9 protein-coding genes are annotated in these 12494 nt (G+C 60.6%); 7 read left to right on the forward strand and 2 right to left on the reverse strand.

Features of this window, described 5'->3' with window-relative positions:
• Positions 1 to 317 precede the first annotated feature (317 nt).
• Positions 318 to 1232 carry a helix-turn-helix domain-containing protein gene (locus tag J3489_RS04840; protein ID WP_206996549.1) on the forward strand — a complete coding sequence of 305 codons (915 nt, stop codon included), beginning with the start codon at positions 318 to 320 and terminating at the stop codon, positions 1230 to 1232.
• A 266-nt stretch (positions 1233 to 1498) separates the two neighbouring features.
• Here the strand turns inward: J3489_RS04840 and J3489_RS04845 are convergent, their stop codons facing one another.
• A complete protein-coding gene (locus J3489_RS04845) occupies positions 1499 to 2575 on the reverse strand; it encodes an AI-2E family transporter (protein WP_206996618.1) in 1077 nt (358 codons plus the stop codon).
• 990 nt (positions 2576 to 3565) lie between these two features.
• Here J3489_RS04845 and J3489_RS04850 point away from each other — a divergent pair.
• Positions 3566 to 4324 (forward strand): TetR/AcrR family transcriptional regulator, encoded by a 759-nt coding sequence (locus J3489_RS04850; RefSeq protein ID WP_206996550.1) that lies wholly within the window; start codon positions 3566 to 3568, stop codon positions 4322 to 4324.
• 20 nt (positions 4325 to 4344) lie between these two features.
• Positions 4345 to 4545, forward strand: coding sequence for a cupin domain-containing protein (locus tag J3489_RS04855; RefSeq protein ID WP_206996551.1), 201 nt, complete (start codon positions 4345 to 4347; stop codon positions 4543 to 4545).
• A gap of 93 nt (positions 4546 to 4638) precedes the next feature.
• Here the strand turns inward: J3489_RS04855 and J3489_RS04860 are convergent, their stop codons facing one another.
• Complete coding sequence (locus J3489_RS04860) at positions 4639 to 5403, reverse strand: TetR/AcrR family transcriptional regulator (RefSeq protein WP_206996552.1); 765 nt, start codon at positions 5401 to 5403, stop codon at positions 4639 to 4641.
• Positions 5404 to 5955: 552 nt separating this feature from the next.
• Here J3489_RS04860 and J3489_RS04865 point away from each other — a divergent pair.
• From J3489_RS04865 to J3489_RS04880, 4 genes are all read left to right on the forward strand, one after another.
• On the forward strand, positions 5956 to 7050 hold the full coding sequence (locus tag J3489_RS04865) for an efflux RND transporter periplasmic adaptor subunit (protein ID WP_206996553.1): 1095 nt from the start codon (positions 5956 to 5958) through the stop codon (positions 7048 to 7050).
• The gene (locus J3489_RS04870) at positions 7047 to 10220 is read left to right on the forward strand and encodes an efflux RND transporter permease subunit (RefSeq protein WP_206996554.1); all 3174 of its coding nucleotides are present in this window, start codon (positions 7047 to 7049) and stop codon (positions 10218 to 10220) included. Before J3489_RS04865 ends, J3489_RS04870 begins: the two co-directional genes overlap by 4 nt.
• Positions 10221 to 10222: 2 nt before the next feature.
• The gene (locus tag J3489_RS04875) at positions 10223 to 11692 is read left to right on the forward strand and encodes an efflux transporter outer membrane subunit (protein ID WP_206996555.1); all 1470 of its coding nucleotides are present in this window, start codon (positions 10223 to 10225) and stop codon (positions 11690 to 11692) included.
• Positions 11693 to 12117: 425 nt separating this feature from the next.
• Positions 12118 to 12441, forward strand: coding sequence for a hypothetical protein (locus J3489_RS04880; protein WP_206996556.1), 324 nt, complete (start codon positions 12118 to 12120; stop codon positions 12439 to 12441).
• The last annotated feature ends 53 nt before the right edge of the window (positions 12442 to 12494 follow it).

Raw genomic sequence — 12494 nt, forward strand, 5'->3', positions numbered from 1 at the left:
TGCTATGGCATCCGGCAGCGAGCCACATTTATGATCGAATGCTCATGGATGATATATTGGTCAATAATGGCGGCAACAAACTGTTGCGAGGGTGAGGCGTCGACGCCGTTGTTTGCAACCGACAACTGTACGAATGGCATACAGAGTCTGGATCAAGAGAATCGCGTAGAAGTAGCATTCAGGGTGTTTTGGCCGCGGGTATTTGTCATCGTTTTGTGACATTTCTAGCAAGTGCTTAGCTAGCTAGTGTCGCCACGTTGGACTAAACCGGCTCAACGGCGATCGGAACTGCACTACCTTTTTCCGGGGAAAGTCAAATGGAGTGCTTTGCTGAATTCCATGGAATGCCGGTTATGCCGAATACGCACGCGACAAAGCGAATCGGCATAGCGCTGTTCGACCGCTTTGCGTTGCTGGGCGCGGCCACGATCGCGGAAGTCTTCCACTCGGCAAACGCCCTCGCCGCCTCGGCGGAGCAGAGTGGCGAACGTTACGAAGTCTGTCTCTTGTCCGCGGCTGGCGGCAGAATCGCAAGTTCGTCGTCCATGTTCGTGTGGACCGACAGCGTTGAATCGCAGCGCAATGCGGACAACTTCCACGCCCTGTTCATCGTCGGCGGGACCGGCGCGGCCGACGCCTTGCGCGACGGGCGCTTGACCATCTGGCTGCGTCGCGCTTATTCCCGCTCGGAGCTTATATTCCCGATCGCTGAGGGCCGCCTGCTTCTCGAAGTGGTCGGATCCGACCAAGCTACCGACGGACGAGGTTACGGCGGACGCCTCGCAGACTCGTTGCGAAGCTCGACCGGATCAGCACACGTTCCCGAACCGGCTGAAGCTTTGCGTCTCGCGCTGTCGGTCGTCCAGGCGGATCTCGGCGATGAAACGGCCCGTCAGATCTCCAATTGGATCGCACCGCGGGCAGAGACGCCGTTCAACTCGATCGTGCGCAAGAATGCTTCAGTTTGTGTCAGTGAAAAGATCCAGGAATCGGCCCGCTGGCTCGAGGCGAACGGCGATCAGCCCGTCGCCATCGACAGCGCCGCCCAGATTGCTGCCATGAGCGAGCGAAACTTTCTGCGCCGCTTCAAGATGGAAATGGGCATGACACCCTCTGACTATCTGTTGCACGTGCGGCTCGAAATGAGCTGCCGGCTACTCGCCGAAACCGATCTGCCCGTGGACAAAATCGCGAGGCGCTGCGGCATCGGTAGCGGCGGACGGCTTCCGTAGCTATTCCGTAGACACCTTGAGACCACGCCCACGGAGTATCGCGCAAGCAAGCGACCGGTGGCGACCGAAGTTCGGCGTGGATTCGACGTCGAATATAGATCTACGTCCTTTAAAGAGAACCGCTCAATCGCTTGAGATTTGGACTTCTCTTGAACGTTGGTTATCGCGCTTCGAAGTGCGTGTCAAGTGAGGCTGTTACCGCGCGTGTCGATGGCGACGTCGCGCGTACCTCGTCCGTCAGTTAGCGTCGCATGGGATGAAACCGATCAATTTTGATAGAGCGCGCTTGCCAAATAGCGGCGGCGCAATTCGCGCAACGCCGTCGCAAGTATCGCGCTGACGGGCAGCGCCAGCAGCACGCCGAAAAAACCAAACAGTTGTCCGAACGCGAGTAAGGCAAATACCACCGCGAGCGGATGCAGGCCGATGCGCTCGCCGATGAACCGCGGGGTAAGAAAAAAGCTTTCGAGGATCTGGCCGGTGCCGTATACGACTGCCACTACACCGAAGCCGTACCAGTTGCCGAACTGCATTAGCGCGGCGAGTAACGCCAGTGCGAGCCCGGTTGCGAAGCCGACGTAAGGAATGAACACGGCAAGACCGGTGACGACGCCAACGGGCAGCGCGATTTCGAACCCGGCAATCATCAGCGCGATCGGATAGAACGTGGCGAGCACGGCCATCACGAGCATTTGGCCGCGAAGGTATTGCGAAAGCATCTGGTCCATCTCGGTCACGAAGTCGCGCGTCTTAGCGAGCCAGCGGCGTGGCACTAGACTCTCCATGCGGGCGAACATCTGTTGCCTGTCGTAGAGCAGATAGAACAGCACGAGCGGCACTAACACGACGTTGCCGACTACGGTGATCATCGCATTTCCCCCAGAGCGCAAGTAGCGCCACACGGCGAAGGCGACTGTCTGTCCACTGCCTTCGAGCGGGCTCGTCAGCATAGTGCGGACATTGGCAAGGTCGAACGAGCGACTAAGGCCGAGCGAGGCCAGCTTCGGCTGCAGCCATGCGTTCAGCGTCGCAGTCAAGGCGGGAATCTGCATATGGAGCTCAGGCCCTTCCTTTTGGATTACGGCGAACACGAGCAAGGCGAGTGACGTAATCAGCGAAGCGAAGAAGAACATCATCACGAGGGCAGCGAACCCGCGTGGCACGCGTTTGCGTACCAGCCACTCGACGCCGGGTTGCAACACGTATGCGATGAGTCCACCGAGCAGGAACGGTGTGAGGACGGGCCGCAAGATCCACATTAGGATGCCGATCCCGAGGGCGACGGCACCCCAGAACAGGGTCTGTCGATGGTATGGAGTGAGGAGTGGGGCGTTCTGCGACACAGCGGCTAAATCCAAGATGTGGTGGGAACGGGGGGCTATCCAACCAAACCGGTCGATATCGGGCAAATTGACGGACGGCAGTGGCAGTCCATATGTAAAAGGTACGAACCTCGTTTTGCAACGGTCACGGAGTGGCTAGCTGCAGTAGTCCGAGCCTTTACTCCGTACCGCCGGAATTAAAGGCAGAGCCGCGTCCAAGTGGGACGGCGGCTCCTGCGCTCAACGCGGGATGGTTTATTGCTTGAGGGTTTTCAGCAGCGGCTCAATGTCGGGCGCTTGGCGGTAGGGGGAACGACGCTCCATGAGCCGTCGTCGTGACGAAAAAAGAAAATTGTCACCGTGCGGTCTCGCGCGGTCGCCGCGAGGCAAATGCAGCGCACAGCTGATGATTGAAAACCGCGTGAGCGGGTCAGGCGAACTGGCGTTCCGGGTGCGTAACCACCCCACTTATCGACGAGCGAACGCAAGCTACGTACGTCTCCTTCCACTTCTGTCTCCTGAGCTGAATCCGGACCGTTGCTCGGCCCGAAACGTTCCGCGCAGTTTTATCGACATTTGAAGTCCTCGTTCTTTTGCTGTCGGTACCACTTCGCGACGGCAAGTACGCGATGACCATCCGGCTTCAATCGATCATCACAGTGATATTAAACTCTACACTGATCAAAATGTCAATAATGACGATGGAGGATGAAATATTACCGCTGTTGGTTACCCGTGAGACGAAGCACGGTGAGCGTGGAACCTGCAAGACGGGGGCAATGGGGCCGTGTTCTCGACCGCGTACGGCTAAGGTACGCGATGTGCACCAAGAGCTAAACCAGACATGCGTGCAATCTTTCCGAACACTGAGGCAGACCAGATGGCACTTGGCACAGTTGGCCGACCTCAGTCAGACAACGCTGTTTTTGTGATCGAATCTCCAAAAATGATTAAATAGTCATTTACGATTTTGTAATCTATACTGGGGAATAAACACAGATCGGAGCTGTCATGTCGAACAATACCGAGAGCCGCCGGACACCGAAGCGCTCCATCCCAGAGGCCGCCACCGTTTCCGCGCCAGCTGTCGAAGAGCGCGAGCCGCGCGGCGCGCGCCGCAAGCGAGAGACCCGTACCCGCCTGCTCGACGCTGCGTTGATGCTGATGGCCGAAAAAGGAATGGAAGGCGTAGCTGTCAATGAAATCACCGAGGCTGCAGACGTCGGTTTCGGCTCCTTCTACAATCATTTCGAATCGAAGGAGGCAATCTATTCCGCACTCATCGACCGCGTGTTTGAGGACTTCGCCGATATGCTCGACCGCCTCGCCGACAGTTTGTCCGACCCCGCCGAGGTCGTCGCGGTCTCGGTGCGTCACACCTTGATACGTACCCGGCGCGAGTCGGTATGGGGGCGGCTCTTGATACGTGAAGGCTTTTCCGCGCACGTTCTCAGCCGTGGCCTGGGGCAGAGGCTGCTGCGGGACGTCCAACGCGGTATCGCCGCCAAGCGCTTCGTACTCGCCGATCCCTACATCGGCTTCCTTTCGATAGGGGGGACGGTGCTGGCGGCAATCGCCGCCGAACTGCACTTCGTCGGGCCCGGCGCGTCGGCGGCCGGAGTGCTGGAGGAACTCGGCTTCAGCGGCGAACATTTCGCAGAGCGCACCGCTGCAGGCCTCTTGCAGGTACTAGGCCTGCAGCGTGCGGAGGCAGAGGACATCGCAAGGCGCGCCCTGCCAGGTACGGAACTGAAAGTCAAATCAAGCTGAGCGCGGCCGGGGCGGCTTCGATGATGATTCAGCAGACCGCGCGTCGTGGGCACAGCGGCGCCACGCCGGAAGGGCAGTCACGTACCGAAACAAGAGTTCACGTAAGCGAAGAATTTCTGTGCGTGATCGACGGAGAACTGCAATTGGAACATGAGCAGAAAAGACTCACGCTGAGGGCTGGTGATTTGTCTCCTTATCAGTCGGCGGGGCGGCACCGCTGAACAAATACGGGCAAGAGGGAGGTGGTCGTGATCTGGTTTGAAACGCCAGGCGGATGTGCGTGGCTTGATATCGCTATTATCGGCGGGGATCCCTCAACCGGTTTTGACTTCCGAGTTGCCCATTGGCAACGGAAGTCCAGCGATTTTTTCCGCCTCTTCACCATTTAGACCAAGCGCCTGCAGTACATATGCCGCGGTGCGCTCCGCGAATTTCTCCCCGCCCCAGTCAGGCTCCGTTTGCCCACGCGTCGCTGCCACAATTGAAGTGGCAAAGTGCAGCTCAACCGCGATGCCAGCGAGAATGATGCCAGTGGCGGAGATAAGGCACAGGAAGGGGTCAGCGACGACGAAGCGTCCTGCGGCGATGCCTCGTTTGCCATCTCGCAGCAGCCGAGGACCGAGGCCCCAGTTGAGAATTCGTGCCGAAAACCCTTCACGTATCAACAACTGTCCCCACACCGGTTCTCGCCGCGCGCGCATCAGGGTGTGACGCACGGACACGGCGATTACTTCAGCTGGGTCCGACAAGCCGCTGGCGAGGTGATCGAGCGCGTCAGCGAACTCGTCGAATACCCATTCGAAGACTGCTGCGAAGATCGCTTCCTTCGATTCGAAGTGGTTGTAGAACGAGCCGGAGCCGACGTCGGCGATTTCGGTGATGTCATTAATAGTCACGCAGTCCATACCCTTGTCAGCCACCAGCCTCAGCGTGGCGTCAAGCAGGCGGGCGCGCGTCTCCCGCTTGCGACGCGCGCCGCGCGACTGGCGCGCTTCAGTCACTTCGGCCGCCTCGGTGGATGCGGAAGGCACTTTCGTGACGCGCGGCCGCGTCGTGCGGCGGTTTGGCAAGTCCTTCATGTCAGCTCCTGTTTCTTCATACTTCAATTCTGAATCTAAATGTCATGGTTGACAATGATATCAGTTATGGGTCTAATGTCACCGTATCAGGCCGGTAGGAGTCGACTAGTCCGAGGGGTGTTTTGCAGTGCTGCCGCCGTGGCGGGGTGCTGCTCAGTGAAGTCAACTCGACCTTTGCGAGTCGAAGCACGTTAGTCCGATAGCGGTGAGCATGGGGGGCAGTGGATCGAATGTCGTTGCTGAACCTCGCCAACGCCGCATTTCGGCGCGGCAGCGAGGACGCGGTGACGTGCGGTAAAGCATGCGACGACGAAGTCTGAAAGATTGCCAAATGTCTTAATGAAATAAAAACGTAGGATTACTACGGAAAATAGAATCTTGTGCGTTTGCGCGAAGTGCGAGCTGTGCTCGGTAACACCGAGCCTTGCGGAAGCGTCGCGAACCTATTTCTGGACCACCACCTGCATTGGGAACATCGTGAAACTTTCTGGTCTAAGCGCGCCTAATCCCGCGCGCCAAATCTTGTCTTCCATCGCGCAGCCGCCACAGCGGATGCGGATCCTTATCGTGGCTTGTGGCGCAATTCTCCTTGCGGCGTGTCACCAGCGCGAAATTGTCGCGCCGGAACCCAAGCCCGTTGTCGCGCTCGTGGTTCATCCCGATGGCGTCGCGCCGAATGCGTCGTTGCCGGCTCAGGTACAGGCGCGGTATTCCACGCCCCTTTCGTTCCGCGTAGGCGGCAAGATAATTGAGCGACGCGTCAGAATTGGCGATACCGTGAAGGCAGGCCAGGTCGTCGCCTTGCTCGACGAGACCGATCTGCGCATCAACCTGACCACCGCCCGCGCGCAGCTCGATGCAGCCGAGCACAATCTGGTCTACGCGAAGCAGCAACTCGATCGCGATACGGCCCAGGCAAAGGCCAACCTGATCGCCACTGCTCAGCTGGAACAGTCACAGAACGCGTATGCGTCCGCCCTCGCGCAGCGCGATTCAGCGCTTGCCCAAATGGCGTTTGCCACGGACCATCTGCGCTATGCAACGCTTACGGCGGATCATGACGGCGTAATCGCGTCGGAAGATGCCGACACGGACCAGAACGTACAGGCCACTCAGGCCGTCTATCACCTCGACTGGACCGGTGACGTGGATATCGTCTGCGACGCACCGGAGGGGACGCTGAACTCGCTGACTATCGGCAGCACCGCGCGCGTGAGCCTGCCCGCGCTGCCCGGCAAGACCTTCGAGGCGCGCGTGCGTGAGGTATCGGGCGCGGCCGACCCAGAAAGTCGAACTTGGCGCGTGAAGCTCACGCTCGTTGCACCGAGCCCGCAAGTGCGCCTCGGCATGACGGCGAATGTCACGTTCGACGCCGTCGGCGATGCTCCGGCGAGCGATCCGTACACGGTGCCGGCGACAGCGCTCTTTCACCGCGGCGAGGACCCCGCCGTCTGGGTGGTGCGCTCGGGCGGCGACACACTCGAGCTGCGCTCCGTCACCGTCCAGCGATACGATGAGCGTACTGTCTCGATCTCCTCGGGCCTGCACAACGGCGAGCGCGTTGTGGTGCAAGGCGTGCACGCGGTCGGCGCTGGCCAACATGTGCAAGTAGTGCCCCCCCTGCATCCCGAGGATCTCGCATCATGAGCAGCGTCGACCGTGAAAAAGTGCGCGACGATGCACCGCTCAGTTCGCCAGACGCCGAAGCGAAGAGAGAAGGCCGTTTCAATCTGTCAGAGTGGGCGTTGCGCCATCAGCATCTCGTAATTTACTTGATCGGGCTCATGACACTCTTTGGTGTCATCGGTTACACCCATCTTGCGCAGTCCGAAGACCCGCCGTTCACGTTCCGGACGATGGTGATTCAAACCTATTGGCCCGGCGCGACCGCTCGCGAGGTGCAGGAGCAGATCACTGACCGCATCGGCCGCCAGTTGCAGGCTGCGCCGTACGTCGACAACATCAAGAGCTACTCGCGTCCAGGCGAGTCGATGATCTTCTTTGCGATGAAAGACACGGCGCCCGTCAAGGACGTTCCCGAAACCTGGTACCAGGTGCGTAAGAAGGTCGGCGATATCAAGGCGACGTTGCCGCCGGGGACGGTCGGGCCGTTCTACAACGACGAGTTCGGCGATGTCTATACCAACATCTACGCACTGGAGGGCGATGGCTTTAAGCCCGCGCAAATGCACGACTACGCCGATCAGTTGCGTACGGTACTGCTGCGCGTGCCCGGCGTCGCCAAGGTCGATTACTTCGGCGATCCGGACCAGCACATTTTTGTAGAAGTATCGAATACGCAGCTGACGAGGCTCTCGATCACGCCGCAGCAACTTGCTCAGGCCATCGACGCGCAAAACGCAGTTGCGCCGGTCGGCACGATTACGACGGCGGACGACCGAGTGTTCGTGCGACCGAGTGGCGAGTTCAAGGACGTGCAGGCACTCGCCGACGTTCTGATTACGGTCAACAAGCGCACGTTCCGGCTCGGCGACATCGCGAAGATTACGCGCGGCTATGACGATCCGCCCCTCGCCCAGATGCGCGCCAACGGTCAAGCGGTGCTGGGCATTGGCGTGACGATGCAAAAGGGTGGCGACGTGGTTCGCCTCGGCAAAGCGCTTGACGCCAAAAGTGCCGAACTGCAAGCACAGTTGCCCGCAGGGCTCAAGTTGGTGCAAGTCTCCAGCATGCCGCACACGGTCAAGCATTCGGTCGACGATTTCGTTGAGGCGGTTGCCGAAGCGGTAGCCATTGTGCTTGTCGTGAGCCTTGTTTCGCTCGGTCTGCGCACTGGGCTTGTCGTCGTCATCACAATTCCGATCGTGCTGGCCGTGACGGCACTCGCTATGCATCTGTTCGGTATCGGGCTGGACAAAGTCTCGCTCGGCACGCTCGTGCTCGCGCTGGGGCTTCTCGTCGACGATGCCATCATCGCCGTTGAGATGATGGCCGTGAAGCTCGAGCAGGGTTACAGTCGTATGCGCTCGGCCGCCTTCGCCTATACGAGGACTGCGTTCCCGATGCTGACCGGCACCCTCGTCACGGTGTCGGGGTTCCTGCCCATCGCGCTCGCCAAATCGAGCACGGGCGAATACACGCGGTCGATCTTCGAAGTGTCAGCAATTTCGCTGATCGTTTCGTGGTTCGCAGCCGTGGTGCTGGTGCCGGTGCTCGGTTATCACCTGCTGCCCGAGCAAAAGCGGGACGGTAGCGCGGGACACCATCACGAGCACGATGTCTACGACACAGGCTTTTACCGTCGCCTGTCGGTCTGGATCACGTGGTGTCTCGAGCGCCGCTGGGCCGTACTAGGCGTCACTGCCGTGCTCTTCGCAATCGCGATGGCGGCCTTCACGCGCGTTCCGCAGCAGTTCTTTCCGAACTCGGAACGGCCGGAGTTGATTATCGACATGCGGTTGCCGGAAGGCGCCTCATTCGAGGCGACGCTGCGTGAGGCGAAGCGCCTTGAAACTTCGCTCAACGGTCGCCCGGAGATCGATCACTTCGTCGATTTCGTCGGTACCGGCGCGCCCCGCTTTTACTTGCCGCTCGATCAGCAGCTTCAGCAGCCCAACTTCGCGCAGTTCGTGATCACGGCCAAAGACCTCGAAACCCGCGAGAAGCTCTTGCACTTGCTTGATGGCGCGCTCGAGAAGCAATTTCCCGGTGTGCGCACGCGCGTGGCGCGGCTCGAGAACGGTCCGCCCGTGGGCTTTCCGATCAAGTTCCGTGTGAGCGGTGGTGACATTGCAACCGTGCGTAGCATCGCAGATAAGGTCACCGAAACGGCGCGCGCCGATGCTCGCACGCGCAACGTGCAATTGGACTGGGACGAGCCGGCGGAGCGGTCGGTCTCGTTCGAGATCGACCAGGACAGGGCGCGTCAGCTCGGCGTAACGTCACAGGACGTATCGAACTTCCTGGCCATGACGCTCTCGGGCTACACGGTTACCCAATACCGTGAGCGCGACAAGTTGATCAACGTCGAATTGCGTTCGCCGAAGAGTGAACGCGTCGATCCCGCGAAGCTAACGAGCCTCGCGATTCCGACGCCGAACGGACCAGTACCGCTGGGCTCGCTCGGACACATCCGGGACACGCTCGAATACGGCGTGATCTGGGAGCGCGACCGCCAGCCGACGATCACCGTGCAAGCCGACGTTCGGGGCAGCGCACAAGGCATCGACGTGGCGCGCGACATCGATCACTCGCTCGCTGCGGTACGCGCCAAGTTACCGGTCGGCTACCACATCGACATTGGCGGCTCGGTCGAGGAAAGCGAGAAAGGTCAGGCCTCGATCAATGCGGAGATGCCGATCTTGATCATCGCCGTGGTGACACTGCTCATGATTCAGCTACAAAGTTTTTCGCGGACGTTCATCGTCGTACTGACCGCTCCGCTCGGGCTGATTGGCGTGGTACCCGCGCTGCTTCTGTTCGACAAGCCCTTCGGCTTCGTTGCCCTGCTAGGGGTGATAGCGATGTTCGGCATCATCATGCGCAACTCAGTGATTCTGGTTGACCAGATCGATCAGGACATCGCCGCGGGCCATTCGCGCTTCGAGGCAATCGTCGGTGCAACTGTGAGGCGCTTCAGGCCAATCATGCTGACCGCCGCCGCCGCTGTGCTCGCTCTGGTTCCGCTGCTGCGGTCTGGCTTCTTCGGGCCGATGGCGACAGCGCTGATGGGCGGCATCACGATTGCCACGGTGCTGACCTTGTTCTTCCTGCCGGCCCTCTATGCAACGTGCTTCAGAGTCCGCCCCGGCGAGCCCCGGCTGCAACAGGTCGTCGCTGAGCATACGGAGATTTGATCATGAACCTTGCCTGTAAGACATCTGTCGTCGCCGTGGCCGCGACGCTTGCATTGACTGCCTGCACGTTCGGGCCCAGTGGTGCGGCGCCGGCGATGCCGTCGCCCGCGCACTATGGCGCCGAGGCGCAGCCGTCTAAAACCGTCACTGCGGGCGGCGTTGTGCAGCAGTTCGACGTCGGAGCTGCGCTGGTGCCGCAGTGGTGGCGCCTCTACCGCTCCGACGCTCTGGACGCGCTCGTCGAGGAAGGCTTGCGCGACAGCCCGACACTTGCAGCTGCGCAGAAACACCTTGCCGCGGCACAGGAGGACCTTCGCGCGCAAATCGGCGCCTCGACCCTGCCTTCCGTCGACGGACAGGCAGTGGTCGCGCGCGAGCGCAACCCTGTCGTCACGCCGACCGGAACGGACAGCGTGCGCTACAACGTGTTCGTCGGGCAGATCCAGGCGCATTACACGTTCGACCTGTTCGGCGCGACGCGCTACGCAAACGCGGCGGGCGCCGCACGCGTGAACGTGCAGGCATATGAGCTCGAAGCGGCACGCCGCGCGCTCGCCGCCGATATCGTCGGCTCGGCGATTGACGTGGGTTCGCTCGACCTTCAGGTCGCGCTTACCGAACGGCTCGTCGCCGTGGCGAACGAGCAAGCCCGTGACGATCAGCAACGCTATACGCTCGGATCGGTTTCGCGAGCGCAGGCGCTTGCCTCGACGCAAAACGCGGCGTCGATTGCGGCGAGTCTTCCAGCCTTGCGCCAGCAGCGCGCGGCGGCGATCCATGGGCTGGCGGTGCTGATGGGCCGCACGCCCGATAACGCCCCGACCGTTCCCGACATCGACAGTCTGTCGTTGCCCGATCATGTCCCTGTCGCTGTACCGTCTGATCTGCTGCGTTCGCGTCCTGACATTCAGGCCGCCGACGCCGCCGTGAAGGCCGCGGCAGCCGACGCAGGGGAGGCGACGGCACAACTCTTCCCGAGCCTGTCGCTGACGGCTTCAATGGGTCGTGGCGGCTTTAGCTGGCCTATGTTGCTTTCAGGGGCCGGCGGACTGTGGGCGCTCGGCGCGGGCCTCTCACAGCCGATCTTCCATGGCGGAGCGTTATTCACGCAACGCCGAGCGGCGATCGACAACTACGATGCGGCGGTCCTGCAATACAAGTCGACGGTGCTGTCGGCGTTCGAGAACGTCGCCGATACGCTCGCGGCGCTGGATAACGACGCGCAAACCCTCGCGTCTACCCAAACGGCGTCGGACGCAGCGCGTGTGGCATTCGACGATACGGCGTTGCGTCGCCGCATGGGGTCCTTGCCATTAACGGCAGAACACGTGAGCGCGCAGCAATACCTGGATGCCCAGCTTGATGTGGTTCGCGCGGCGAGCCGGCGCATGACCGATACCGCAGCGCTGTTCCAGGCCATGGGCGAATTGCCGGGCTCGGTCGCTGACCCGCGAACGGCATCCAGAGAATGAGTCCATCAGCGTGAGGGGGCGGAGCGGCTCAAGTCGCAGCGCATTTGGCAAGCTCGCCACGCTGCTCATTTGGGAAGTAAGGCTGCACCTGATTCGTGACCGCTGCAATCTGCCAGGACCCGTTGATGAAGCCATCTTGGGATCCTCGATTTCGAGCGTGATGTCTGATAGCCGGTGCTTGCCGCACTTGTTGTGCGAAGGTTGCCGGCTGCCTACGCTGCTTACCGGGGTCGAGGCGGCATTGATAGGGGTTGCGGTCGCACGGGCCGCAGCTTAGGCCCTGCTTGCCGCAGCGATGACGGACGGGCTGAGGAGCCCCACATACATCGCGGTCCGTGAGCATTTCATTTCGACGCTCAATGTCGGTTCGCAGCCGCACTAGACGTCACTGCATAACCCTGAAGTCGTATCGGATCGAAGAAAGAATGGAGAGAACCCGCTGCCGCGAAACGGCAACCAACCTAACCTGCGTTCAGGCCAAAACAGTCACTAGCAGTGTTGAGGTCGATTTCGATTTGCACCGACAAATCGATGAACTTTGCATCGCGCTTTTCGACCGGTGGTGTGAGCGCCGCGAGCTCACACCACTCATCTATCTGCTGCATGCGTGGCCGTTTTATCCGGCGACACTTCGTCCTATCGAGACGCTTTCAGCAGCCCTGCGCGAACTGCTGATCTTCCACGCAGACACAGTTGACGAACTAGATCGCCAGTTGATTGGCGACATCCATGCGATAGGCCGCTGTTGAATCGAGATCGTCGGCGCGAGACTCGGTTGCGCTTTCACGAGCATGCGCTAGTC

The organism is Trinickia mobilis (assembly GCF_017315705.1).
Lineage (GTDB): Bacteria > Pseudomonadota > Gammaproteobacteria > Burkholderiales > Burkholderiaceae > Trinickia_A > Trinickia_A mobilis.

Bases quoted from the DNA above. Each gene is read 5' to 3' on its own strand.
- J3489_RS04840 (WP_206996549.1), top strand. From the start codon at position 318: ATGGAGTGCTTTGCTGAATTCCATGGAATGCCGGTTATGCCGAATACG.
- J3489_RS04850 (WP_206996550.1), top strand. From the start codon at position 3,566: ATGTCGAACAATACCGAGAGCCGCCGGACACCGAAGCGCTCCATCCCA.
- J3489_RS04855 (WP_206996551.1), top strand. From the start codon at position 4,345: ATGATGATTCAGCAGACCGCGCGTCGTGGGCACAGCGGCGCCACGCCG.
- J3489_RS04860 (WP_206996552.1), bottom strand. From the start codon at position 5,403: ATGAAGGACTTGCCAAACCGCCGCACGACGCGGCCGCGCGTCACGAAA.
- J3489_RS04865 (WP_206996553.1), top strand. From the start codon at position 5,956: ATGCGGATCCTTATCGTGGCTTGTGGCGCAATTCTCCTTGCGGCGTGT.
- J3489_RS04870 (WP_206996554.1), top strand. From the start codon at position 7,047: ATGAGCAGCGTCGACCGTGAAAAAGTGCGCGACGATGCACCGCTCAGT.
- J3489_RS04875 (WP_206996555.1), top strand. From the start codon at position 10,223: ATGAACCTTGCCTGTAAGACATCTGTCGTCGCCGTGGCCGCGACGCTT.
- J3489_RS04880 (WP_206996556.1), top strand. From the start codon at position 12,118: ATGGAGAGAACCCGCTGCCGCGAAACGGCAACCAACCTAACCTGCGTT.